We start from the raw sequence: 26,873 nt of genomic DNA, 5'->3' as shown, positions 1-26,873 counted from the left end.
AGGCTTCTATGGCTATAGCATGTATTACAGGTGCAAGTTCCGGAATCGGCATGGAATTTGCAAAACAACTTTCTTTTATGGGTTACAATCTTATTCTTGTAGCCAGAAACCGCAAGGCTTTAAAGGAGCTTGCCGATTCACTCCCGACTAAGTGCATGATTATCACATGTGACCTTGCAAGTGAAGATTCATGCCGTACACTTGCTGACAAACTCAAAAAATATAATATCCGGATTCTTATTAACAATGCCGGATTCGGAGATGTAGGTGCTTTCTGCGAGACAAGTCTTTCCAAAGAACTTGATATGATTGATGTCAATGTGAAAGCCACTCACATTCTCACCAAAGAACTGCTTCCGGGATTTATAAAACGTGACTGCGGATATATTTTAAATGTTGCCTCAAGTGCCGGACTTCTCCCTGGCGGTCCTTATATGGCAACTTACTATGCAACAAAAGCATATGTTACAAGTTTTACAAGTGCGATTTATGAAGAACTGAAAGATATGAAGAGTAATGTTCACATAAGTGCATTATGTCCCGGACCTGTTGACACCAATTTTAATGAGACAGCAAATGTTATTTTTGCCCTTAAAGGTATCAGTGCCGAATATTGTGCAGCTTATGCATTAATTAAAATGTTTAAGAAAACTCTTATTATCATTCCAACATTTAAAATGAAAGCAGCAATCCTTAGTGCAAAATTATCACCACGGAAAGCCGCTCTTGCAATCACAAAGCATCAACAGCGTAAAAAACTGTAAATTTCTTATATGTATAATTTTAATAACTTATTCACCCCTCAGGCTCTGGGCGGTTTCGCTTATTTTCCTGAGGCGGTGGTTTACACCTGATTTTCCTACGGGCGGATCTAAAAGCTCACCTATATCTTTTAAATTCATATCTGGATTATCAAGACGCAGTCTGGCTACATCGCGAAGCGTCGGTTTCAAATAATCAAGTCCGACTGTATCTCTTATATATTCTATATCTCTTATCTGTTTTACAGCCGCTTCAATCGTTTTATTAAGATTGGCTGTCTCACAGTTTACTTTTCTGTTTACATCATTTCTCATGCCTTTGAGTATCATTACATTATAAAGATTCATCTGCGATACATAAGCACCACACACATTAAGACAATCCGTTATATGACTGCCCTCCTTTATGTATACAATATAATTTTTCTTTCTTGCTGTAATTTTTGCATCAAGATTAAAAAATGTCATCATTGACTGAAGCTGTAATGCATCGTCGTTGCTGTCACATACAACTTCAAAATGATAAAATTTATTTGGATCGCTTATCGAGCCTGCTGTGAGAAATGCTCCCTTTATAAATGCTCTCTTGCAGCAATCTTTCTGAACAATCAGAGGGTCTGCAAATACTCTCCTTGCATCATTAAGATTATCATCAGTCAGCCATTTTAAAGTCATAAGTATATGTTTTACATACTTTTCGTCTCTTATTATAAGCTGCAAGCCGTCTTTTATAATTTCATTTTCCGTAATTCCGAAAATCTTTGCGGCTAGTTCTGTAAATACTGCAGCAACCGTTTCATTTTCAGTTACAAAAACTATTGTATATTTTTTATTTGTGTCGGTATGTATATGTCCGCCAAACGCCATCATGGCTGCAAATTCAGCAATCTGACAATGTTTTGCTGTATCTGTTTTCGTCTTTAATTCTTCTTTTACTTCTGATGAAAATGACATAATTCTCCTTACAATTTTCTCTTTGCGTCTTTATCTATATCACGATGTTCAACTTTACAGCCGTACTCTGTCTTTTTAAGCCTGTCCGCTATCGCATTGGCAAGTGTCACTGAACGATGCTTGCCGCCTGTACATCCTATTGCTATAACAAGGCTGTTTTTTCCTTCCTGCACATATTCCGGCAGAAGAAAATCAAATAAATCCATAATTTTATCAAGAAAAATATGTGCTGCATCAAAGCCCATAACGTAATCCTGAATAGGTTTATCATTACCTGTAAGTTTTTTTAATTCTTCTATATAATAAGGATTTGGCAGAAATCTCACATCAAATACAAGGTCAGCATCTGCCGGAATTCCATATTTAAATCCAAATGAAAGAACTGTGACAAACAGATTATTATAATGTCCGTTCTCTACAAATATTTTTTCAAGTTCCTGTTTTAATTCTCTTGTAAGCATATGGCTTGTATCTAGAATATAGTCTGCATGCTCTTTTAAGAAACTCATCTGTTTTCTTTCTTCTTCAATAGCATGGTCAACCCTGTCATCTTTGGCTAACGGATGTGTACGCCTTGTCTCTTTGTATCGTTTAACCAGAACTTCGTCACTTGAATCAAGATATAATATTTTATAATTGTAATGTCTCTGCGAAAGCTCCTTTAACATATCATCAAGCTCGTTTAAAGCATCTCCGCTTCTTATATCAACGCCAAGTGCAACATTGCAATATTCTTTTTTCTGTCCTCTTGCAAGTTCAATAAACTTAGGTATAAGTTCAATAGGCATATTATCCACGCAATAATATCCTTCGTCTTCAAATACATTAAGTGCTGTTGATTTACCTGCACCGGACATTCCTGTAACTATTACTATCTTCATTTCTTATTCCTCAAAACCAAGCTTTTTCACTTCTAATTCAAGTTTTACACCATTGAGTTCATATATTTTTTCTGATACTTCATCTGTAAGCTTTATAACATCTGCAGCTGTGGCATTGCCCTTGTTTACAACAAAACCGGCATGTTTTTCTGACACACATGCTCCGCCGCATGTAAATCCTTTAAGTCCTGCGTCAGATATCAGCTTTCCTGCAAAATATCCTTCCGGTCTTTTGAATGTGCTTCCGGCACTTGGATATTCAAGCGGCTGTTTTTCTTTTCTGCTTGCGGCAATCTCTGCCATACGGCCACGGATTTCTGTCTGGTTTCCCGGATGGAGTGCTATAACCACATCTATGACTATGTCCTTTCCCGGACGCAGGACACTTGTTCTGTAACCAAATTCAAGTTCCTTATTATCAAGCTTTCTTATATTGCCATCTTCATCCATAATTGATGCACAAACAACAATATCTTTCATTTCTCCACCATATGCACCGGCATTCATCATTATACCGCCACCAATACTTCCCGGAATTCCGCTTGCAAATTCCATTCCCGAAAGGCTGTATCCTGCCACAATCGATGCAAGCTTTATAATGCTCATTCCTGACTGGACACGGATGTATATAACATCAGCTTTATCAACTGCACTTTCACAATTGTCATGTAAAATCTCATATCCGGCAAATCTGCTGTAAAGCTGTATTATGACACCTCTGTAACCAGCATCGCTTACAAGCAGATTGCTTCCATTTCCAACCACATAATATGGAACTCCTGCTTTTTTCAGATATATTACAGTGTCATGAATCTGCTCTGCATTTACAGGCGTAGCAAACAAATCCGCATCTCCGCCAATTCTGAATGTTGTATGGTTTTTCATCGGCTCAGACTTTTTTACATTGTCCTCCCCGAGAATTTTTATTAAATTTGAATATAAAATGTCATTATCACTATTCACTTTGACTCCATTCTCCAACTATTATAATGCAAGCTTTGCAGCTCCATATATTCCTGCATCATTAAGAAGACTTGCTTTTACTATAGCTGTATCAATGCTCGGATGAAATGCCTGCTTTTTATAATATTTTTTTATTTTATCAATAAAATAATCACCGGCTGCAGATACTCCACCGCCTATTACAAAACATTCAGGGTCAGCAATTGCCGCAGCACATGCCAGTCCTTTACCAATGTAGCTGCATACTTTTTCTATTACTTCTTCCATATCTTTATCACCGGCTTTTGCACGGTCAAATACTTCTTTTGCATTTTTTGTACCTGCAAGCCTTGCAATTCCGGTTGCTGAGGCAACCTGTTCAAGACACCCCGTCTTTCCGCAGTTGCATGCAAAATCAAGTCCGTCAACTAATGGCATATGTCCTATTTCTGCCGCAGCACCATTAAATCCGTTAATCGGTTTTCCGTCTATTATAAGACCACCTCCAACGCCCGTTCCTATTGTGACCATCATTATGCTTGAATATTCTTTACCACTGCCCTTCCAATATTCTCCAAGTGCTGCAACATTGGCATCATTACCGGCTTTTATCTTTTCTTTTGGAAATATCAGAAGCTCTGACAGTTTCTTTGGCACATTTACTACATCCCATCCGAGATTGACACATTTATTAACTGTTCCGTCGTCTCTCACTGCTCCGGGAACGCCTATCCCTATTCCGGCTATATCCGTGAATTTCTTTTTATGCACTGCAAGTGTCATTTTTATATATTCTGCAATATCCGGTAAAATGTTTTCACCGGAATTTTCTTTTCTTGTCGGCAGCTCTTCTTTTTCAATAAGTTCTCCGTCATCTGAAAAAAAACCACATTTAATTGTTGTTCCTCCAACATCTATGCCAAATACCACTTTATTCATCATCGTCGTCTCCCCTCATGAGATTCTCCTGAACTCTTCTGTACAATTCCTTAGCTGCATTGTAACCCATCTTCTTCTGTCTGTGATTTACGGCTGCTGCTTCAACAATAACTGCAAGATTACGTCCAGGACGGATTGGAAGTGAATGGCAGACTACCTTATTTCCAAGATATTCTGTATATTCCTCTTCAAGACCAAGTCTGTCATATTCCCTGTCTTTATTCCAGTCTTCAAGCTTCATTACCATATCTATCTGCTGTGTCTCTTTGATGCTCTCAACACCAAAAAGTGTCTTGACATCGATTATTCCGATACCTCTTAACTCAATAAAATACTTAGTAACGCCGGGTGCCGTTCCTATAAGGGTCTCATCACTTACCTTTCTTATCTCAACAGCGTCATCAGTTACAAGACGATGTCCACGCTTTATAAGCTCAAGTGCTGCCTCGCTTTTACCGATACCACTCTCACCTGTTATAAGTACACCTGTACCATAAACGTCAACAAGTACACCATGTATTACTATGCATGGTGCAAGCTGTACATTAAGCCATCTGATAACTTCTGCCATAAATGCCGATGTGGCAGCTTTTGACTTCAATATCGGTATTTTATATTTTGTTGCAAGTTCGATAACTTTTGCTTCCGGCTCTAAATCCCTGCAAAAAACAAGGCATGGAATATTGCTTGACAGAAGCTGCATATATCTTTCGTATCTGTCTGTCTCCGAAAGACTTGAAAGATAAGAATATTCTACATTTCCAATAATCTGTATTCTATCATTATCGAACTGGTTATAAAATCCAGTAAGCTGTAATGCAGGTCTGTTTACTTCCGGAATATGAAGCCATATCCCTGATGTATCAACATCCGGTGTAAGATTTGTAAGCTGCATTTTTTCTATAACTTTTGAAAGCTTAACTCTTTCTGTTCCGTTCATAAAATCCTCCATGTTTTCCGAAGTTCTTTTATAATTATATCACATTTATATGCTAATGAAAATATTTGTAGATATTTACTGCGACTGTTTCTGTTATTCCATCCGCTCTGCAAAGTTCTTCAACACTGGCATTACGGATTTTTTCTATATCCTGGAAATGCTTCATGAGTGCTTTACGCCGTACAGGTCCAACACCCTCTATTGCATCAAGCACTGATGATACCTGTGCCTTGCTCCTGAGACTCCTGTGATATTCTATCGCAAATCTGTGTGCTTCGTCCTGAACTCTCGTAATAAGTTTAAATCCTTCACTGTGCGTATCAATCGGTATCTCAACATTATTGTAATAAAGTCCTCTCGTATTATGGTGGTCGTCTTTAACCATTCCACATACAGGAATTTTAAGTCCAAGCTGGTCAAGTACCTCAAGTGCAATATTTACCTGACCACGGCCGCCATCCATCATAATAAGGTCTGGATATATATCAAATCCAGACGAACCTTCTATCGCACGTTTAAACCGCCTTGTAAGCACTTCTCTCATGCTCTTGTAATCGTCAGGTCCTTTTACAGTCTTTATCTTAAATTTTCTATAGTCATTTTTCTTTGGCTTTCCATCCTCAAATACAACCATTGAACCTACTGATTCAATACCATTTGTATTGGAAATATCATATGCTTCGGCTCTCCTGATATTTGGAATATTAAGCCATCCGGCAATTTCTTCCATAGCACCTGTCGTTCTTTGCTGTTCCCGCTTGATTTTCTCACCGTCCTGAATCAGTACCATGCGTGCATTCTTGTATGCAAGTTCAACAAGTTTTTCTTTGTCACCTTTTTTCGGTGTCACAACAGAAACTTTTCTCTTTTTAATCTTAGAAAGCCAATCTGCGATTATGTCAGAATCGTCTATCTCTTCCTGTATCATTATAACATTAGGAATATAAGGCGTTCCTCCATAATACTGCTTCATAAACTGTGAAATTATCTCACTCTTTCCGTCTCCTTCTGCAACCGACATATGGAAATGATCGCGGCCAAGCAGTTTTCCTTCCCTTATGAAAAACACCTGTACAACTGCATCCGTCCCATCTGAAGCACATGCTATAACATCCCTGTCAGCACTGTCATCAGCTGTAATTTTCTGTTTCTGTGCAACCTGTTTTACGCTTGCAATCAAATCCCTGTACTTTGCCGCTTCTTCATATTCCATCTTTTCAGACGCTTCCATCATCTGCGATGTGAGCCCGTCTATAATTTTTTTATAGTTGCCACCAAGAAAATCAATAACTTCATCTATTGATTTCTTATAATCTTCCTGCGAAATATATCCCTGACATGGTGCCGAACACTGCCCTATATGGTAATTAAGACACGGACGCTCTTTTCCAATATCGCGTGGAAGAACCCTGTTGCATGTTCTTATTTTATAAAGCTTACATAGCAGCTCTATTGTATCTTTTACTGCTCCTGCGGACGTGTATGGTCCAAAATACCTTCCTGTTCCGTGTTTCATTTTTCTTGAAAATATAACTCTGGGATACGCTTCATGTACGGACACTTTTATAAAAGGATACGTCTTATCATCCTTTAACATAGTGTTATACTTTGGGCTGTGCTCCTTTATCAGATTGCACTCCAGCACCAATGCCTCAAGTTCTGAATCTGTTATTATATATTCAAAATAATCAACATTCGACACCATTCTTTTTATTTTTGCCGTATGTTTTGTACTTGCACGAAAATACTGCCTTACGCGGTTTTTAAGATTAACCGCTTTTCCCACATATATAATCGTTCCAATTTTATCATGCATTATATAAACTCCCGGCTTATCAGGAAGTTTTTTAAGTTCCTCTTCAAGATTAAACATAAAATCAGCCTCATTTCCTGTTTAAACGCCGTACAATTTAGTTACATGCATATTATGTATTTTAAAACGAATCTCCTTAGCGGATTCATCTTTGCAAACAGACTTTCACGAAGCTTTCTTATCTGACTGCATACATATTCGTTATTATCATTGTCTATGCCATCATTTTTTCTATAATTGACCATGAGCACGTAATCTATAATCATTTTTATATTATTAATCCTGAATATGTCATCACTTTCCTCAAGGACTTCCGCATATTCTTCATAATCCATGTTAAATCTATTATATCCACAGCGGGCAAGAAGATTTTCCAATGAATTAAACAATGCAGTTACGTCTGATGACTCCAGCATGTTATCTACACGCTTTTTCTTTTTTGCACAGCGTACTATAAATATTATAACAAATAAAATGGCTGCTGCAATCAATATTATTTTCCACAAAAATCCGAAAACTGCGGTGACTTTTCCACCTGCTATTGTATTATTTCCACTCTCCTCTGTGGAAATGTCTCCTGCGGATGCTGTATCCTGATTATTTTCTGCTGTATCCTGTTCATCAGTTAAAGATGTGTTCTCCTGTTCATTAGATGATGTTTCCTGTTCCTGTGGCTGTTCCTGCGAAACATTTTCTTCATTTTGTGAAGATGGTGTAACATCAACCGTTATCCAGCCATATCCATCAAGATATGCTTCGACCCACGCATGGGCATCTGAACTTTTTACATCTACAACCGATTCAGTGATAACAGATTTATTTTGCTGTAATGTATTTACCGTATTAACTGTATCTGCCGCCGCTATCCTGTCTGCCGGAATTCTGTAACCCTCTACATATCTTGCCGGAATATTAACAGACCTTAATAATATAACAGCACTTGATGCAAAATATGTACAGTACCCTTCCCTGCTATCCATAAGAAAATATTCAACCGCATCTCTTCCATCCGGAACACTTCCCGGAGAAAGTGTGTATCTGTAATTTTTACTAAAATAATCTTTCAGCTTCTGGATAGAATTCAGCCGTTCCTGTGTACTTGCATTTTTAGGCCTATAAGTATAGAACGTATTTAAATCTGATAATGAAAATCCCTGAATGCTGGAAGCTCCACCGCTCTTGTGTGCAGTATCATTCAGAAGTTCCATATCAGTCATAATATGTGTGCTGAATCCATATGGTAAATCTGTCTTTTCCTGCATAATATCGACAAGTTTTGATATATAAGATGTATCAATATCAATATATGTTAAATTTTGTGGTATATTCTTATCTCCACTTATTCTTGTCATCTGGTATATTTTTGTGCTTCGCTCAAAATCCCCTGTTCCACCATCTATATAATCTTTTAAAACATCACTGGCAAGTGCTTCTTCTATCATATCAAATCTTTTCTGATCCGCACCTTCAATTACACTTAAAGCCCGTGTCCATTTATTTCCGCCATAATAATAATTATAGCTTGTATATGTTGGAATATATAAATCTTTTCCTGTATTAAGTGTTGTTATCCTCGCAACCGTGTCTGATTTTATCTGGACAGAATCCGCCTCACCTATAACACCATCATTTGTAAGCCCCGTTACTTTTACGCCACTATCATCATTGTTTTCATTTTTGCCACCGTCAGCATTTCCAGCCACAATTCCGTCAAAAATCCCATTGACAGACTCGTCCATATCTTTGCCCCAGTCAATGAAAATCTGTGGTCTTTTATAATGTTTATTCACAACATCAGTCACAATAAGAGCTGTTCCAACCAACGCACATATCATGAATATCACTGCCGGCTTTTTTATGTCACGTTTCTTTCTCTCTAATGCTGCAACACAAAATACATATGTAATACATATCACACATACAAACGCAGACGGAATTACAGAATATGCTATAAACAAACTCATTGCCGGAAGAATTTCTACAATTGCAACAAGCATGCTTCTTACATATACTACAGTAAAACTTATAATGTATGCCATAATAAGCACACAAAGAAATATTGCCAGTGATTCCTGTCCCTGTGCCGCAATATATGCTTTACTGTCAGATGATGAAACCACTCCCTGAATATCCGCATATGACTTCCCACTTCTGAAAAATGTCTCCATCTGGTTTGCAATATGAACAAATCCACTGATTATCATGCTATGTGCAGCCACAAAAAGCAACAATACTGCCAGTCCATACACAATACTGAATTTTTTTCTTATTTTGGGCAGACTTATACATATAACGACAACACATGTAATAACTGCCTCATATATATACACTCCTGCCGAATCTGCATATAAAGCATTCCCGGTAAACATGGCACCTGTTATTCCGAACATACCTGTCATGGCAATTACCACACACATTAATATTTCCTTTATAATGTCACTTGTATCTGCCTGTAAATCATTCATGTTAATCTGCCCCATCTTTAATATTAAAAATCCTGTCAAGATTATCCTTTTCCACATTTATGATATCATAAATATCGCTTTCGTAATCCTGCATAGTAATAAGAACCGGATACTGTCCCAGATTAATACTGTTTTGCGTAATAACATAATTAAGATGCATCAAAGAATCCGTCTCACACTTTATGCACATAACTTCAAGCAGTGCTTTTTCGAGTCCTGCTTCATCATCAAAATCAAATGATGTTATATCATACTCTAATCCATCCCATACAACAAAACGTGCCGATATTCCATCCTCAAGATATGCAAGTCCAAGCAGATATGCTGCCTCGTAAATCAAATCCAGCTTATCCCTGAATTTATCTGTCTTTACTTTCGTAAGGTCAACAATAATTGTATTTCTCTTTTCTACCTCTTCACCATATTGACGCACTATAAAATCATCAGAATTCATACTCAGCTTCCAGTGAATTTTGTTGACACTGTCTCCGTCAGCAAACTCTCTTAAATCAAGCACTTCTGTATTATCTGTTTCCTCAAATGATAATACAAACTCATCCTCTTCATTCTGATAATCAACAGCCCGGAAACTTCCATCCTTTTTCTGCGGAAAAACAATTGCCTTTCTGATACAGTTATAATCATATGTAGTTGAAAAAAAACGGATATAATCAGTAACTTTCAATTCCGTAAAATATATGTTTACTATTCCTATATGCTTTGGTTTAAAATCAAGACTGCATTCCCTCATGCTGCCACTGCCAATTTCAACTTCTGCCTGCTTTGTATCCCCGTCATTGGAATATCTTATCTGTGCTTTGAGCACGCCTTCGGGCGGTCCAACTAACGAATTGCCACCTTCAATAATTCTGACATCGATATTGTCACCGACAGACACTACACTATTATTAATCTTTACAAATATCTTCATTCCATGTTTTGAAATACTAAAAATTATATATGAAAATAACGGTATGACAATCACCATTACCAACATAACCATAAATTCAAAATTAACATAAAGGCAGTTAAGAATTACTATTCCAATTACACTAAGAATATATAATATTACTCTTTTTTTCACAATATTCCTCTCGTACCAATCTTAGGAACATCTACACTTCTGCAAATGCTGTCTATTACACTTTCCTCTGTTATATGACCACGTTTCAGACTTCTATTTAAAATAATTCTGTGTGCCATCGTATCATTCAGCACAAACTGTATATCTGATGGAAGTACATAATCATGCCCACGTAAAAAAGCTTCTGCCTTTGCCATATTAATGATTGAAATACTTCCTCTCGGGCTTATTCCCTGCAAAATATCCTCTGAATCACGCGTTTTAGCTACAATTTTTGCAACATATTCATATATGCTGTCATCGACATATACCTCATCTACTATATCTCTCATAGCCATAAAATCCTGTGCATTTATAACATTTTTCGATAAAACCCTGTTTGATAAACCACCGGTTTTACTCTTCATTATGCTGACTTCATCTTCAACTGACGGATATCCCATGGTAACTCTTATCATAAATCTGTCCATCTGCGATTCCGGCAGTTTCTGTGTTCCCACCGAACCAAACGGATTCTGTGTGGCAATAACCATAAACGGCTCAGGAAGTGCATATGTAACCCCATCAACACTTACCTTTCCTTCTTCCATAACCTGAAGAAGAGCGGACTGGGTCTTGGGAGATGTTCTGTTAATCTCATCTGCAAGCAGGATATTACAGTCTGCTGCCCCTGCCTTGTACTCAAACTTATTAGTTGCACGGTTATACATATTAAAGCCCACTATATCTGATGGCATTACATCAGGCGTAAACTGTACTCTGTTACATTTAAGCCCCAGTGTTTCTGCAAATGCAAGTGCCATAGTTGTTTTTCCAACTCCCGGAATATCCTCTATGAGAACATGTCCTCTTGCAAGAATTGCCATCATTATCTTACAGATAACCTCATCCTTGCCCACAACACTCTTTTTTATCTCCATCAATACGTTTTTTGCCATATTTAAGTAATATGTATTATCTGTCATATATATCTCCCCTGTTAATGTATATTAAAATATGCATTATTAAACTTAATACCTTTTTCTCTAAATTCATCCAGATCAATAGAAACCTGAACCGGTGATTCTACTTCATATTCTGAGCTTCCACTGGCTTTCTGTGTCTGCCTGCCATTGACAGTTATAACCATTTCATAATCTTTTATATACCAGTTATTATCACTTATAATCTTTTTCATATTATAATATGTATATGTATTAGTCTGGTCATCTAAATATTCTATCTGAGATGCACCGGCATTCATTACACGCTCTGATATATAATTCATCGCCTCGTCATAATTTTCAAAAATATCTTCGTATGTAAGAATTTTGTCATTTTCAACATCAAAATTATAACCATACACCTGTGTAATTCTCTTCCTTGTAAAGCCTTTAGCAATAAATGATTCTGCTGATTCTACATACTTATCAGAAAATGATAATACTGTATCCTGAGCTGCTTCACAAACCGAATATGTCGATGTATAACTTATATTTACCGGATTCTCAATATAATTTTCGCTCATATCAATATCACTATATTTTTCCATTGCTTTAAGATGACATGTATCTGCAATCGTCTGATATAAACTGTCTGCCGAATTAAGGGAAACTTTATTATGATAAATCTTAGGATATACAACGGAAAGCTGTGCAGCTATTGTACTGTTATCAGAACCAAGTATACAGCTTATCTGTTTCTGATACTTCAGGTAATCCTGCTTATTTATAGCAATCTCATCGCTTGTATACTGGCGGTCTGCTTTTAATGCTCCTTCGTTTTTATCTGACTGCATATCTGCATTGGAATCTGCAGCTGCATTATCCGTATATTCACTTTCCCGTGTTCCTCCCGGTGCTAATGCTTTCTGCTTCTTTGATGCTATTCCTGTTGCTGCCCCATGTACTGCTGTCACAACAATAACCGCCGCTGCCGCCGCTGCTGTAACTTTTACTACTTTGAAAGCTGTTCTGGTATATGAATGTTTCCTGCTTACAGGTTTTATCTCTGTGAACATCTGACTGTCCTGCTGTTCGTCAAACATTCCTGAACGGTCAATAATTGTGCATATCTGCTGCTGAATTACCTTTTTATCAGGATATTTCACTTTATTCATAACCTTCCAACTCCTTTCTGATTAGTTTTACCGTCTTGTAATACCTTGCTTTTACTGCCCCCTGATTCATCCCCATCATCTGGGCAATCTGCGTAAATGAATGTTCTTCATACGCCCTCATCATAAATATGCGTTCCGAGACTTCATCTTGTTTTTTCAGAATCTGCATTACCTTTTCCTTTGTCATACTGTTAATTGCATTATCTTCAATGCAGTCAGATGATGCCTCATCATAATCTTCAAGCACTTCTGTCATAATTGATTCATGATTGTACCTGCTTCGCCGGTAATCTATAACTTTATTTTGTGCTATCCTTATTATCCATGTTTTAAATGATGCTTTTGATGCATCAAATTGTGATAATGCCCTGAGTATTGATATAAATGTCTCCTGTGTAAGATCAAGTGACAATTCTTCATCAGATGTCTTTATGTAAATCTCCCTGTAGACAGTCTTATAATACCTGTCAATTAATATTTCTGCCGCCCTTTTATCATCCTCATCCAAAATCTGTCTTATAAGATATTGGTCTGTCTCAAAGACTTTGGATACCAGCTGTCTGGCAGAAAACTTTTTCTGCGTTAATTCTCCTGTGGTGTCCATAGTTCTCCTCCCTTATATATATTTATACGCACTACACTCTTAAACCGCCGCAAATAAATTGTATTTTATCAGATACATCTCATTTTAATTTACTGTTTTTCACGCAATGTTTTTATTATTATAAAATATATTTCATATTATGTCAAAATAAATATGATGCAATATTCATAGCTGAAATACGCACCGCATCTCTTCCGATTATATAAAAAACTGCCGGTTGTTTTTACACAACCGGCAGTTTTAATTATATTAATGGATAATTTAAAAATCAACTTCTGTATCATAGTAGCAGCACTTGAGAAGTTTCTCCATCTCTTCCTGACTAGGCTGACGAGGATTAGAACCTGTACAGGCATCAAGAATAGCATTAGCTGCAATATCGTGAAGTTTTTCAAGGAATTCGTCTTCTGGAACAATACCATTTTCTGCCGGAAGACCACCCTCACCATAATGTTTGATGCAATGAGGAATATTAAGTTCATCATTCATCTTTCTTAACATTTCAATAAGATTATCAATCTTTTCTTCTGTTGTATTACCACCAAGTCCAAGGAAATCAGCTATGTATGCATATCTTGCAGCTGCCGTTGCATCCTTTGAATTGTACTTGATTACCTTTGGAAGATACATAGCATTAGCTGCACCATGAATTATATGACCGCCTTCAAATGCTGCACCTGTCTTGTGAGCCATTGAATGAACAATACCAAGAAGTGCATTAGAGAATGCCATACCTGCAAGACATTGTGCATTATGCATTGCATCTCTTGCTTCCATATCTCCGTTATATGATTTTACAAGATTATCTCTTATCATCATAATTGCATGAAGTGCAAGAGGATCTGTAAAATCACAATTAGCTGTTGAAACATATGCCTCAATACCATGAGTCATTGCATCCATACCTGTATGAGCCACGAGTTTGACAGGCATTGTCTCTGCAAGTTCAGGGTCAACAATTGCAACATCAGGAGTAATCTCAAAGTCTGCAATTGGATACTTAATACCCTTATGATAATCTGTAATAATTGAGAATGCTGTTACTTCTGTTGCTGTACCTGATGTAGATGATACTGCACAAAAATGAGCTTTTTTTCTGAGCTGTGGAAGACCAAATACCTTGCACATATCTTCAAATGTTGTATCCGGATATTCGTACTTTATCCACATTGCCTTAGCTGCATCAATAGGAGAACCACCACCGATAGCTACAATCCAGTCAGGTTCAAACTCAGTCATAACCTGAGCACCTTTCATAACAGTCTCTACAGATGGGTCTGATTCAATGCCTTCAAAAAGCTTTACTTCCATTCCAGCTTCTTTAAGATAATCTTCTGCTCTCTGAAGAAATCCGTTACGCTTCATTGAGCCGCCGCCGACACAGATAATTGCCTTTTTACCCTGGAGTGTCTTCAATGCCTCCAAAGAACCTTTTCCATGATAAATGTCTCTTGGTAAAGTAAATCTAGCCATAATAAAATACCTCCAAAATTATAATAAGAGCATGGATTGTTAAATCTCTGACAATCTATGCTCTTATTATATATCTCTATTTATTCAATTTCAAGGTATTTTTGTCTAAATTTTATTAACAATTGTAAATAATTTATTAACATTTTTTAACAAATTCAATCAGATTACATTACATCTTTTACTGCTGCTGCAACATTTTCTGCAGTAAAGCCAAACTTCTTGAAAAGTTCGTTTGCAGGACCTGAAGCTCCAAAGCCTTTCATTGAAACGACTTTACCATCAAGGCCTACATATCTGTACCAGCCAAAATCAGAAAGTGCTTCAACAGCAACTCTCTTACGACAGCTTAATGGAAGAACTGAATTCTTGTATTCGTCAGACTGTTCCTCAAATAATTCCATACTTGGCATGCTGACAACTCTTACATCAATACCATCACCGGCAAGAAGTTTCTTAGCTTCTATTGCAAGTGAAACTTCTGAACCGCTTGCTATTATAATTGCATCAGGTTCAGCTTTTGTGCTGTTATCAATGATATAACCACCCTTTAAAGCTTCCTTTGAAGATCCTTCAATCTGTGGAAGATTCTGTCTTGTGAGCACAAGTCCTGTAGGTGTGCTCTCTGATTTTATGGCATACATCCATGCTGCCGCTGTCTCTGTTCTGTCACATGGACGGAAAACGGTAAAGTTTGGAAGTGAACGGAATGCAGCAAGCTGCTCTATTGGTTCATGCGTAGGACCATCTTCGCCAACACCGATACTGTCATGCGTGAAAATATATGTTACAGGCAGTTTCATAAGTGATGAAAGTCTTGCCATAGGTTTTGTATAATCACTGAATACGAAGAATGTTGCTGCAAATGGTCTTAATCCTCCGTGAAGTGCTATACCGTTAGTGATAGCTGTCATGGCCTGCTCTCTTACGCCAAAGTGGAAATTGCTTCCTGCGTAATTTTCCTTAGAAAAATCGCCTGCATCCTTCATGTTTGTCTTATTAGATGGTGCAAGGTCAGCAGAACCGCCTACGAGGTTAGGCATATGCTGCTTAATAAGGTTAAGAAGTGCTCCTGATGTGCTTCTTGTAGCTTCTGCTTTTTCAGGCTTAGCCCAGTATTCTTCTGATTCGAATAAATCTGTAAGATCATATCCGTTGTAATATTTATCCCACTTTTCTTTCATTTCAGGGAACTTCTCACAATATTCATCAAAAAGTTTATTCCACTTATCTTCTGCCGCACCACGCTCCTGTGCTATCTTCTTATAGTTATCATAAACTTCCTGTGGAACTTCAAAATCGCCCTTACATGGCCATCCGATATTTTCCTTTAATGCGGCAACATTTTCTTCTCCGAGAGGCTCGCCGTGTGCACTTGCCTTACCCTGCTTCGCCGGACATCCAAATCCGATAAGAGTATCAATCTTAATAAGTGAAGGTCTCTCTTTATCAGCCTTCGCCTCTTCAATAGCTGCTCCGATTGCCGCGAGGTCATTGCCATCTTTAACTTCTATTGTCTGGAAACCAAAAGCTTCAAAACGCTTCATTACATCTTCTGTAAATGCAATATCTGTGCTTCCCTCAATTGAAATATTATTTGAATCATATAAAACAATAAGCTTGTTAAGTCCAAGAGTTCCTGCAAGAGAGAAACATTCTGATGAAATACCTTCCATCATACAGCCGTCGCCACCCAGTACATATGTGTAGTGGTCAACAACCGGATATCCCTCTTTATTGAATACAGCAGAAAGATGTGCCTCTGCCATTGCCATACCTACTGCCATTGCCATACCCTGTCCAAGAGGACCTGTTGTAGCTTCAATTCCTACAGTATGACCATATTCAGGATGTCCTGGCGTAAGCGAATCAAGCTGTCTGAAATTCTTGATATCATCTATTGAAAGATTACCATATCCAAATAAATGTAAAAGTGAATATAACAGCATTGAACCGTGTCCGCCTGACAGGATAAATCTGTCTCTGTTTTCCCATTTTGGATTAGCTGGATTGTGGTTCATGTGTCTGCTCCATAATTCATATGCAGCAGGTGCTGCTCCAAGAGGAAGTCCCGGATGACCTGATTTAGCTTTCTGAATCGCATCCGCAGATAAAACTCTTATCGCGTTTACTGACATTTCATCAATATTATTCATATTCTCTCTCCTTAAATTAAATAATTTTTATTTTCAATCTTTAAAATCGGCATCTGTAAGGAAGAAAATATCTCCCTTTTCACCACGTTTTTTCTTAATTCCGCCAAAGAACTTTCTTGAAGCACGTTTTTCTGAATGTGCTATCGCTTTGTTGATAATCTCCTTGATATCATCAAGACGGATATTGTCTGTCACACTGTGAAGCTTATCAATCTTTAAGTACAATTCAAGAAGTGCATCATCATCAACTTCATATTGACGTTTACGTGCAAATTTTCTTGCCATTTCTACAAGTTCATTAACAGTATACTGCTTTAATATAATTCTGTGGTTAAACTGCTTTGTCAAATCCGGATTGAAGTTTAACAAAACATTCATCTCAGCATCAGAATCCTCAAATATTACTATCATTCTGCCTGTATCCTGATTAAGGCACTGTGTAATCTCTTCAATACGCTTTGGCTGGATTGAACCGGCACCCTCTACAATAAGAGCAGTTCCTTTAAGCTTTGACATGGCTCTGCTGATTCCTCTGTGATTAATACTGTCACCGGTTGTCTTTGCTATCTTTTTCTGGCGGTCCGGATAAAGATGATTGATTGCTCTTACAATTGTTCTTGCAAGGTCTGTCTTGTCAGAACTTGAATTGCCTGAAATAAGAATATTTCCGCATGATGAAGTATTAGTCTGCATTTCCTTATCCAGTGTCTCAAAATAAGATGCAAGCTGGCTCTCAAGACCAGGCATTTCTCTGTATTTTCTGAATATCTTTGCAAGATCTCCGCTAAGTTTCTTTTCTTCATCTATTTCCTGCTCAATATCATCAACCTGGGGTTCCGGTTCTTTTACTGCTGAAGGCTTAATTTTACGTGTATTTTCTTCAGGCATAAGCTCGCCGATTGGGATCTCTTCTGTTTCGTCTGTCTGCTCCATATCAAGTTCCTCACTGACAGCACTCTTTAACATTTCATCTGATATTCTTTCAATCTCTGCTGTATCAAGTGATACGACTGTATCCTTCTGGATATTTTCAGTTATCTGTTCTGCTATATCCGTTTCTTTAGTTGCTGTCTGCTCATTGGCAGCTTCTTCCTGCACATCTCCTGCCTGTTCTGCCATACTTCTCATGGCATCTGCCGCTTCTTCAAGCTTCACTGTAGCTTTACCGGTTCTTATAGCAAGGTCTGTCTTTGCTGCATGGAGCATCATCTTTTCTCTTGCTTTTAATCTTGCTTCTTCCTCATTAAATTCAGAGCCGTTTGCCTTTGCAATTTCTTTCTGTTCTTCCATAAGACGCTCATATGCAGCACTCTTTTCATCCTTTTCATCAAGCATGCGTTCGAGTTCTTCTTTAGAATATTCTTTAGTATCCCTGTTGCCGTATTTCTGTTCGCGTACTGTTTCCATCCAGTCTGCCAGGCTTAACTGTCCTTCAATCTGCTCATCTTCTTCCGGCTGCACCTCATCCGTAATATTGTCTGTATTCGTCACCGGATCCGGTCTTAATGCCTGTGTATCTTCGTCAAGAATTTCACTTAAATTCTTTGCAAGCTCTGCCTGAATGTTCTGTGTGTCATAAATATTATTGACATTCGGTACGCTTACAGGCTCAATCTCCATAGCATCTTCACGCTCTTTAATATGTCTTTGTGCCTCTATTCTTTCTTCACGAAGACGTTCTTCTTCATCCTCACGGCTCATTCTGTCATAGCTGTTTTCAATCTTTTTCTTGGCATTAGCTATGAGTTCTTTCAATGATTCCGGCATCTGTCCGGGCTTGTTATCGGATACTGCCGCCGCTGCTTTTCTTGCCATTTTAAATACATCTGTATTATCCGGCTGTTCTTTGTTATCAGCATCATGTTCTTCTTTCATATCTTCGCCTGAAAGATTTTCTGCTGTATCATTATTTTCTGCTGATTCACCCTTTGGTTCATCAGTTTCTTCTATATTTATCTCTATTTCTTCTGTCTGTTCGTCACCTTCTTCTTTTACCGGCTCATCCCATGGCTCTAATGTTGCAGCCATAAGGCTTCCTGCATCAATGCTTTGCATCTGTGGCTTTGCCTGTTCTGCTTTTTTATCATCTGAAGATTCTGCTTCAGTCTCCGGTTTCCCGGCTTCTTTATCATCATCCTCTTTTAATGCCTCTTCAATATCATCCTGACGTATTCTTGCAAGTTCTTTCTGCTGTTCAAACATGATTTCTTTTGTCTTTTCATCATCATGTTTTTTAAGTTTTGCATCATCAAGAATCTTAATCTGCATTGTTGTAAGCGGTGCCCCAAGTCCCTGCTTTAATTCCATTGACTTTTCAACATATATGCCATCCTGAAATAAAAGTGCAAGTTCATCACACGCTTTAATGCACTCGTCTTTTCTTCCTGTCTTTGCATACAGACAAGCAAGCTCATACATGTATTTTTCATCAATCTCATGATTCTTATAGTCTTCAAGAATTTCAACAAGCTCGTTATCTGACGCACCTTCTGCTTTTCTTAAAATATAATAAAGAATGTATCTGCTGACATCATGCTGTGACATACGCTCATATTCTTCATATAACCCATCAGCATCATCAAACTGCTTCAGCTTTATCATAATCTCAGTAAGTTTGTATACAAGCTTTCTGCCTCCAAGATTACGGTTATATGCAAGAATAGCCATATCTCTCGCTTCCTCGTAATCTCCGACTGCTTCCTGCACGTTAATTACTGTTGCAAGTGCATTCCAGTCTTTTACCTTGTGCCAGCTCATCTCTTTTGCAATTGCAGCTGCTTCTTTATAAGATTTTTTTGCTGCAAGCTGCTTAATCTGTTCAATTTTAAGATTCATTTCATATTTATCCACAACAAGACGCCACCTTTACTAATCAATTTTTATGTATTAACACCCTGCAATCCGGGTTATTCTCTAATCGTAATTATGACATATACGCAGTATATCTACACTACATATATGTCATAAGTTTATCACAGCTATTGATTATTGTAAACTTTTTATACGAAAAACTCAAAGCTCGTCTGCTCATAATCCATTCTCGTATATTCCAGCTGGGTCGTGTTTGTCCTGCTGTAATAATCAACGACAACAGTCTGCTGTCTTCCGTCAACAAGTTTTTGTCCAAGTATATAATTAACGTCAAATCTTCCTGTAATTGCCGGTGTTGCACCTCTTGCCGGAACGATAAGCTGTACATGGTTTGTCTTTAAAAGCTTAAAAATCGGTTCCCATATATAAATATCTTTTGCGGCACCGAACGGATTATCAATAAATATTGTTTTTCCAAGAACTGCCGTTTCACTAACTGATGCGTTAACGCTTGCAATATAATTTATTACAGCTATAAGAAACTGTATATAAATTCCCTGTGACTGTCCCGTAGAGCCAACCGCCTCCTCATATCGCAGATACCTGCTCTGGTCCTTGATACGCTCACGTTTATAAAGCTGTACCCTTATTGCATTCATATCAGTTACTATTACAGAAAAAAGACGTTTCCATGTGAGCCTGTTTCTTATATATTTCAATCTTTCTTCCTGTGACGAAATGCTTTCAGACATTGCAATTGTCTCATCTATATATAATGACATCCTGCTCTTATACAGTTCTTCCTTTACATATGGAATAAACAGCCCAATCATCGATATGATTTCATCATCAAGACGTATTGTTGAAAGACCAGGAAGTCTGTCAAGTTCTGTTTTTATATTGCAGCACGTCTGTATACAACGGTTTTCAAAGTTGTCTTTTATCTGTTCCATATCTTCAATACCCTTTGAAACACGCTCTTTTTCCAATACTATGTATTCATTCGTCCTGCGAAGCCCGCCGCATAACACCTCAACATCTTTGCAATCAGACGGAATATTTATCGAAGCATTCATTTCTGCCGAAAGCTCATCTGCATCAAATTCCACAAGACGGCGGCAGAATTGTTCTTTCCTGCTCTGAAAATCTTCTCCTCTTTTTTCAATAAGCTTTACAAGCTGTGAATAATCCTTTGAGATTTTCTCATATGAATCTGTCTCAGTCTCAAGAATCTTTAAATCATATGCATTTTCATTCTGCCTGAAAACATTGGCAACTGCTTCCTCATCCGGAATATCCATACCGGCATCTGTCACAATTCTCTCAAGGTCTTTTTCACATATATAATATTTTTTTAAAGCTTTTGCCTGACCTGCTATCTCTGCTTTAATGCGTTGTGTTCTCTCATCAAGCTCTTTTATATAATTCTTATGCTGGCTGATGTAGCTTTCAGGATTTTCACACAAAAGCGGTTCATATTCACCGAATCTTTCTTTTATCTGGCTCACAGCATGTGCAATACTACCCTCAAGACGGTTCATAAGTGCATTCTGTGCATCAAATTCATCTCTGTCAGCTCTCGTTTCCTTCTCTATATCAGCAATCTGCTGTTTTATGCGAAGAAGTTCCTGTGCATCTGAAACAATCGTTTTACCTGTTTCAAAATCTGATTTTACTGTTTCAAAATCATCACCACGGTATTCAATGGCTTTTTTGCACTTTTCCATTGAAATACGGTAATGTTCCATAAGTGCTTCTTTATCTGCAACGTCAACCATCTCTTTGTCCAATATGTCTTTCAGTCCGAAAAATCTTGACTCAAGCTGCATGTATGTCATACCTGCAAATTCTTTTTCCGGTTTGTCTGATGTATCTATATCCATATCATAAAAATGGTTGTAATTTTCCTCCCAGTCTTTTTTTGCAGTCTCAATTTTTTGTTCATATACTGCAAGAGTTTTACTTACATTCTCAAGAATTTCTTTCTTATTGTCAACATCCCTCTGTGAATCACCAAGCTTTCGTGAAAGATTATCTGCATCAAGAAGTACCTGTCTCTGCTTTGCATATTCTTCGGCAAGCTGCTCCTTATGTTTTTTTGCAAGTTTTAAAATCTCATAACGGCTGCACTCCTCTGTATATGCTTTTTTTGCCGATTCTGCCTGTGCGGCCGCACTATCACACTGCTTTTTAAGAAGCTGTTCTTCTGCTTTCAGCTTTTCATGATTTTCCCTGCTCTGCGACATATTCTCTGTGAGCCTGCGTAAATCATCTGATGCTTTTTCAAACCTTTGCATCTTATTATTTATAGCATAACAATAGTCACCAAATACAACTTTTCGGCGGTCTTCAATCTTTTCTATTTTATGATTAATATTATCAAGCTCTTCCTGTGCCGCTGCAATCTCTGACTCGGTTTTTGCCTCATCTTTAAGAAAATCCATATCTTTCATTGCAAATACAACTGTATCTTTATCAATCTGGACTTTTGCATTCAGGACATTATCTTCACTCACAAGCGGAACGATATACGAATCAAGATTAAAGCTGGCAAGTGCCGCATCATTTTTTATTTTATCAAAATTATTTTTTACAATAAAACTGTATTCTACAAACGGAATACGCCTCTTTACATCTTTACGCTGTTTCTCATCAAGCTGTGCAAGCCAGTCAACACCTTCTTTGACATCATCTTTATATCTTGTAAAAAGATATTCTTTTAATTTTGTTCTGTTCTTTGCATCTAATAAATATTGGTGTTTCTTTGCATTTTCAATAAATGCAGCAAGTTTTTGTGCCTCTTTTTCCGCTTCAAAATACTCGCTGTCAAGGCTGTCACTATACTCCTTTATCTTTATATCAAGTCCTGCCGTATTTTCATCATTATATATTTTTGAGAGCGTATTAAGTTTGTCCTTTGTCTGCTCATACTCTGCCTGTATTTTCTTGACATCTTCGATTTCTTTTTTTATAAATTCAAGTCCGACATCAATTCTTGCAATGTCTGTCTGAGTATCGCCAAGCCGGAGTTTCAAATCATTATATGCCTTATCTTTTTGCTGTATCTCCTGTCTGGCATCTTTAATATTCTCTTCTGATGTTAAAAGCTCTGCCTCAACATTTTCCGCAATAATTATTCCACATTTTTCCATGAGAACCGCCATCTGCTTTTCGTCATTTTCAATGCGGCTCTTTAAAAATGAAACGAGACTTTGTGCAGCTGCCTCTTCTTTTATCATTAAATCAAATGTTTTCTGTGATTCTTTATAATTATCCTCTGCGGTCTTCAACTCTTTTTGCAATTGTTTAAGACTTTCTTTTAATTTTTCCCGCTCATCATTTGACAATTCAAATATTTTTACAGCTATATCATGCAGCTCTGCTGTAATATCGTCATGCTCACGCATTCTGTTGTCTATCGTCTGTTTTATTTTGTTAAAATCATTTTCATATTTAAGATAATCTGCATAATCATTGACTGATTCAGATTTTCTAAGCAGCTCTTTTTTTTCGGCAAAACGGCTGTCTGCCGCTTCAATCTTTGCACTGTAAACATCAACAAGCTCACGTATTGCATCAAGTGACTTCTGCTCGCTTGCAACCTGTGCCGACTGAATCAGATACTGTTCATTATTAATTTTTTCCTGTATTTTTTCCAAATCGGAACTATTCTGCTCTGATAATGCTTCCCTGTCAGCAATTATAATTTTGCAGGCACACAAAAGCCTGTATATCTTTTCCTCAAGTTCCTGCTTTTTTATAAAATTCACTTTGAATGATTCTGCATACTGTGCAAATTTTTCTATTTCTTCAACCTGACTGTTATAATTGCCTATCTGTGAATTCTTTTTTGACAATTCAAGCAGCTTATCTTTAATATCAAGAAGTGTCCTTGCCATCTGACCTTCATCATCAGTCACACCTAACTTATTATTAAATGATTTTTCTATAATCTCTTCAATAAGCAGATCTTCCACAACTTTACGGCTTGTTCTGTAATTGCTCTCAAAATAAGTTCTTACATGTCCTTCTGTTTTATTGATTCCACGTATAATTTCCCACTGGCTCTCATATATTCCGTAATGTGACAGGAAATTCTGATAATCTCCTTTTCTGTCAAATATTTTTACCGACACATTAAAATCATCTTTTTCAAGATTCCTAAGATATTCTTTCAATCCGTTGTATGTTATTCTCTCACCGTTACTTGTAAGTGGAAGATTTTTTATATCATTGTCGCCGAATTCCCTGTAGAAAATAGCATAATTAAAATATTCTATACCCGACGAATTGCTCTGTGCACCCGCTTTTCTCGCACAAAATCCTGTTGTCATATATGTATAATTATCTTTTCTGTAACATGGCTCCAGTTTCCATTCCACAAGAGAATGTATGACTGTATTTCCTCCCCCCTGCCTGAAAAGCTTTTCAACCGGCTGCTTCTCATCAAGTGTACAATTCGGAATTACATTCTGCAAAAGCATGAGCATGAGAAGACTCTTACCACCGCCGTTCGCAAGGTCATAAATCATGCTGCTGCAATTTGGACGCATCATAAAATCATCATACATCTGTGTTCCGAAATTGTACTTTACATTGTTTACCCTGATTCTGTTAATCTGTGGCATCGTTCTTCTCTCCTTTCGATAAAATCTGCGTAAATCTTCCTTTATATTCATCAAAGTAATTCTCTATAAGTGCCCGGAATCTGTTTGTAGGATAATAAAGATTTCCACCAGAATTTTCATCTTCTTTTGTATTATCCACAGAATTTTCCGGCTTTTCCGAATTATCAACAAGCAGCCCCTGATTTACAAGAAAATTAAAAACTATTTTGACAAATCCGGCTTTTGAATTTCTCGCTGCCCTCATCCCAGCCTGAACACTGTCAGATGAGGCCGGTAGTTCCTCCCAGCTTAACGCAATCTGCTTAAAACTGTTTTCCTCTATCTCATCAAGGACTATGCCGTTTCGCTTATCAATTATACCGTTTATGGAATTATCAACATTTTCTATCACATCTTCAATACGCACGTAACTTGTATAATTTGCTGCTGACGTATCACTGTAAAATGATGTGATAGTATTGTAAATAACAAAATATGCAAGATACAATTCTCTGTTCAACTTAACTCCAAGTTCTTTTCTCAACTCTTCGTTAGTATATCCAAACACCGGATTATTCTGGCCTGCACTTACATACAGGCTGTTTTTATACTCATATATGTCAAGATTCATCTTTTTAAGAGTCATCATAACAATGTCATAAACCTGTGCATTTGTGCTGTACTCCTGATACAGTGCTGCATTATCTCCATTTTCACCAACATTTTCGCCATTGATAAGTTTTGACACGATATCTAATGCTCTGTCTAAATTTCTGCTCTCCATAATTTTTCCCTTCCGGTATAAATTTATATTAAATGTTAATTGCTGTAATCTTCTCTATGAAATGTAACGTCGCTCACTTCACATCCATCCATAAGTTCAAGCATTTTGCCATTCCCCTCATCTATAGAAAAAACAACCGGGGCTTCATTCTCAAAATATTTTTTCAATATATCATCCATAAAACTTTCACTATCCATATCTTCACCACCGATTATATGCTTTTTCTTCTGGCACAGATTTACGAAAAATGAAAAATAATCTGCATTTTTAAGAACATTTTCGGAATACATATTTTTCATTGACAGATTAAATTCTTCCAGTGTGAACTCTTCTTTTTTGTGCAGTGCCGAAATAAGATTTTTCATTATAAATACATAATTATCCGCAATTCTTTTCTCTTCCAGCTCATCTTCAAATATGATTTCTTTCTGCTTTTTTACACTTACCTTTTCTATCTCCTGATATCTTGCAGGTCTCATTGTAAGTGCTTCATCTATGGAATTAAGATTAAATGTTTTCTTCGTATTTGGTTTTAAAATTCCGTTTATAAGAGGAATCAGCACTGATGCATCACCATTTTCCGTCATCTTTTTTAAAAGTGATGTGAAATCAACATGGCTTCTTATCTGAGAAAGTTTTGCATGCCTTACGGCATCATCTGTGAGTTTCTGCATATGGGTGCATGCCCCAAGAAGCTGTGCGTGTCTGTTCATTGCAACTTTCAGCTGGTTTTCAAGCTCATATATCTCACTGATTGTCTTATAATATGCTGCATCCGCCTGCCCTCCCGGCGATATTTTTTCAAGTGCCGATTTTATTAAATCACTGTTTTTCTTAAACAGCTTTTCCTCATCATCAAACCAACGCATTCCCGTTTCTACAAAATCACGGTATGCTTCTATTCCGGCAAAAACATCGGATGCAAGCGTATTAATTACATCCTGCTGCACAAGTGCAAGCCTGCTTACCTCTTCATTAATTCTTTCAACAACTTCCGTACCACCTTTGAAATTCTTTGCCTGTATCATTTTTTCAAGCAGAAGCTGCTGCACACTTATCCTGCTCTCATCTTTTATCTCTTTTGTATCAAGATAAAATTCCACAGCATCGGAACTTATCGTATACCACACTATACTGTCCCTTATTGTGCTTTCAATCATCCTTACCCGTGAAATTCTCTTTTTTCTTTCAACCGGGTCAAAATATTCAAAATCAAAAGGGCGGCCGTCATTTTTAATTTTATCAAAAATGTAGCCGCCAATTTCCCTGTTTTCTTCTTCACTTAATAATAGTCCGAAATCCCTTGAAATGAGTTCATGAAAAAATTCAAGGTATTCAGGGTATGTAACATCTTTTTCATTAAAGTTATTTTCCTCTATAAAAAAGCGTAAAATACCCATAACGATATATCCCATATCAAGTATTTCGTACTTGCCGTCTTTAAACTGTGACAATGAAATCTCTGTGAGTTTAAAAAACGGATAATATTTTTTTAAATTGAGCATTCTCGCCCTGTGTCCGGAGACAATATCGTTTACCATATTTACAGCCATAAATCTGCTCC

The 26,873-nt window shown here is 37.3% G+C and carries 18 protein-coding genes; 1 reads left to right on the top strand and 17 read right to left on the bottom strand.

The genetic code is table 11. The features are described 5' to 3' along the window. Positions 1–8: 8 nt before the first annotated feature. Positions 9–764, top strand: a complete 756-nt coding sequence (locus tag WMO38_RS10655) for an SDR family NAD(P)-dependent oxidoreductase (RefSeq protein ID WP_349162639.1) — start codon at positions 9–11, stop codon at positions 762–764. Positions 765–791: 27 nt separating this feature from the next. Here WMO38_RS10655 and whiA read toward each other — a convergent pair whose 3' ends face one another. The 17 genes from whiA to WMO38_RS10570 all read right to left on the bottom strand — a co-directional run bounded on the left by whiA (position 792) and on the right by WMO38_RS10570 (position 26,862). Further along, entirely contained in the window at positions 792–1,715 is a 924-nt protein-coding gene (gene whiA, locus WMO38_RS10650; RefSeq protein ID WP_349162638.1) for a DNA-binding protein WhiA, read from the bottom strand. Between the two features lie 8 nt (positions 1,716–1,723). Further along, positions 1,724–2,596 carry an RNase adapter RapZ gene (rapZ, locus tag WMO38_RS10645; RefSeq protein ID WP_186837359.1) on the bottom strand — a complete coding sequence of 291 codons (873 nt, stop codon included), beginning with the start codon at positions 2,594–2,596 and terminating at the stop codon, positions 1,724–1,726. Between the two features lie 3 nt (positions 2,597–2,599). Continuing rightward, positions 2,600–3,559 carry a UDP-N-acetylmuramate dehydrogenase gene (gene murB / locus WMO38_RS10640; protein WP_349162637.1) on the bottom strand — a complete coding sequence of 320 codons (960 nt, stop codon included), beginning with the start codon at positions 3,557–3,559 and terminating at the stop codon, positions 2,600–2,602. 21 nt (positions 3,560–3,580) lie between these two features. Beyond that, positions 3,581–4,480, bottom strand: coding sequence for an ROK family protein (locus WMO38_RS10635; RefSeq protein ID WP_349162635.1), 900 nt, complete (start codon positions 4,478–4,480; stop codon positions 3,581–3,583). Then, positions 4,470–5,417, bottom strand: coding sequence for an HPr(Ser) kinase/phosphatase (hprK, locus tag WMO38_RS10630; RefSeq protein ID WP_186837361.1), 948 nt, complete (start codon positions 5,415–5,417; stop codon positions 4,470–4,472). Before hprK ends, WMO38_RS10635 begins: the two co-directional genes overlap by 11 nt. A 52-nt stretch (positions 5,418–5,469) precedes the next feature. Further along, positions 5,470–7,290: an excinuclease ABC subunit UvrC gene (gene uvrC, locus WMO38_RS10625; RefSeq protein ID WP_349162634.1), complete on the bottom strand. Its 1,821-nt coding sequence runs from the start codon at positions 7,288–7,290 to the stop codon at positions 5,470–5,472. 41 nt (positions 7,291–7,331) lie between these two features. Continuing rightward, complete coding sequence (locus WMO38_RS10620) at positions 7,332–9,734, bottom strand: transglutaminase-like domain-containing protein (RefSeq protein WP_349162633.1); 2,403 nt, start codon at positions 9,732–9,734, stop codon at positions 7,332–7,334. Continuing rightward, the gene (locus WMO38_RS10615) at positions 9,697–10,779 is read right to left on the bottom strand and encodes a DUF58 domain-containing protein (RefSeq protein ID WP_349162631.1); all 1,083 of its coding nucleotides are present in this window, start codon (positions 10,777–10,779) and stop codon (positions 9,697–9,699) included. The genes WMO38_RS10620 and WMO38_RS10615 overlap by 38 nt, the downstream gene beginning before the upstream one ends. Beyond that, the gene (locus WMO38_RS10610; protein ID WP_186837365.1) at positions 10,776–11,744 is read right to left on the bottom strand and encodes an AAA family ATPase; all 969 of its coding nucleotides are present in this window, start codon (positions 11,742–11,744) and stop codon (positions 10,776–10,778) included. Before WMO38_RS10610 ends, WMO38_RS10615 begins: the two co-directional genes overlap by 4 nt. 14 nt (positions 11,745–11,758) lie before the next feature. Further along, positions 11,759–12,877 (bottom strand): hypothetical protein, encoded by a 1,119-nt coding sequence (locus WMO38_RS10605; protein ID WP_349162629.1) that lies wholly within the window; start codon positions 12,875–12,877, stop codon positions 11,759–11,761. Continuing rightward, the gene (locus WMO38_RS10600) at positions 12,870–13,481 is read right to left on the bottom strand and encodes an RNA polymerase sigma factor (RefSeq protein ID WP_349162627.1); all 612 of its coding nucleotides are present in this window, start codon (positions 13,479–13,481) and stop codon (positions 12,870–12,872) included. Before WMO38_RS10600 ends, WMO38_RS10605 begins: the two co-directional genes overlap by 8 nt. A 261-nt stretch (positions 13,482–13,742) precedes the next feature. Then, a complete protein-coding gene (locus WMO38_RS10595) occupies positions 13,743–14,954 on the bottom strand; it encodes an iron-containing alcohol dehydrogenase (RefSeq protein ID WP_349162626.1) in 1,212 nt (403 codons plus the stop codon). Between the two features lie 164 nt (positions 14,955–15,118). Further along, entirely contained in the window at positions 15,119–17,107 is a 1,989-nt protein-coding gene (tkt, locus tag WMO38_RS10590) for a transketolase (protein ID WP_349162625.1), read from the bottom strand. 33 nt (positions 17,108–17,140) lie between these two features. Further along, a complete protein-coding gene (locus WMO38_RS10585; protein WP_349162623.1) occupies positions 17,141–19,957 on the bottom strand; it encodes a hypothetical protein in 2,817 nt (938 codons plus the stop codon). A 149-nt stretch (positions 19,958–20,106) separates the two neighbouring features. Next, the gene (locus WMO38_RS10580; protein WP_349162621.1) at positions 20,107–24,546 is read right to left on the bottom strand and encodes a coiled-coil domain-containing protein; all 4,440 of its coding nucleotides are present in this window, start codon (positions 24,544–24,546) and stop codon (positions 20,107–20,109) included. Continuing rightward, the gene (locus WMO38_RS10575) at positions 24,533–25,309 is read right to left on the bottom strand and encodes a DUF6063 family protein (protein WP_349162620.1); all 777 of its coding nucleotides are present in this window, start codon (positions 25,307–25,309) and stop codon (positions 24,533–24,535) included. The genes WMO38_RS10580 and WMO38_RS10575 overlap by 14 nt, the downstream gene beginning before the upstream one ends. A gap of 35 nt (positions 25,310–25,344) precedes the next feature. Then, entirely contained in the window at positions 25,345–26,862 is a 1,518-nt protein-coding gene (locus WMO38_RS10570) for a hypothetical protein (RefSeq protein ID WP_349162618.1), read from the bottom strand. Positions 26,863–26,873: the final 11 nt, after the last annotated feature.

This window comes from Lachnospira hominis (ex Hitch et al. 2025), assembly GCF_040096395.1.
Taxonomy (GTDB): Bacteria; Bacillota; Clostridia; order Lachnospirales; family Lachnospiraceae; genus Lachnospira; species Lachnospira hominis.
Note: the sequence above shows the minus strand (reverse complement) of the source record. Positions and strands in the feature narration are given on the sequence as shown.

Coding starts and splice junctions, on each gene's coding strand:
- WMO38_RS10600 (WP_349162627.1), bottom strand. CDS start 13,481: ATGGACACCACAGGAGAATTAACGCAGAAAAAGTTTTCTGCCAGACAG.
- hprK (WP_186837361.1), bottom strand. CDS start 5,417: ATGAACGGAACAGAAAGAGTTAAGCTTTCAAAAGTTATAGAAAAAATG.
- WMO38_RS10605 (WP_349162629.1), bottom strand. CDS start 12,877: ATGAATAAAGTGAAATATCCTGATAAAAAGGTAATTCAGCAGCAGATA.
- whiA (WP_349162638.1), bottom strand. CDS start 1,715: ATGTCATTTTCATCAGAAGTAAAAGAAGAATTAAAGACGAAAACAGAT.
- WMO38_RS10655 (WP_349162639.1), top strand. CDS start 9: ATGGCTATAGCATGTATTACAGGTGCAAGTTCCGGAATCGGCATGGAA.
- WMO38_RS10580 (WP_349162621.1), bottom strand. CDS start 24,546: ATGCCACAGATTAACAGAATCAGGGTAAACAATGTAAAGTACAATTTC.
- uvrC (WP_349162634.1), bottom strand. CDS start 7,290: ATGTTTAATCTTGAAGAGGAACTTAAAAAACTTCCTGATAAGCCGGGA.
- WMO38_RS10575 (WP_349162620.1), bottom strand. CDS start 25,309: ATGGAGAGCAGAAATTTAGACAGAGCATTAGATATCGTGTCAAAACTT.
- WMO38_RS10610 (WP_186837365.1), bottom strand. CDS start 11,744: ATGACAGATAATACATATTACTTAAATATGGCAAAAAACGTATTGATG.
- rapZ (WP_186837359.1), bottom strand. CDS start 2,596: ATGAAGATAGTAATAGTTACAGGAATGTCCGGTGCAGGTAAATCAACA.
- WMO38_RS10635 (WP_349162635.1), bottom strand. CDS start 4,480: ATGATGAATAAAGTGGTATTTGGCATAGATGTTGGAGGAACAACAATT.
- WMO38_RS10595 (WP_349162626.1), bottom strand. CDS start 14,954: ATGGCTAGATTTACTTTACCAAGAGACATTTATCATGGAAAAGGTTCT.
- tkt (WP_349162625.1), bottom strand. CDS start 17,107: ATGAATAATATTGATGAAATGTCAGTAAACGCGATAAGAGTTTTATCT.
- WMO38_RS10570 (WP_349162618.1), bottom strand. CDS start 26,862: ATGGCTGTAAATATGGTAAACGATATTGTCTCCGGACACAGGGCGAGA.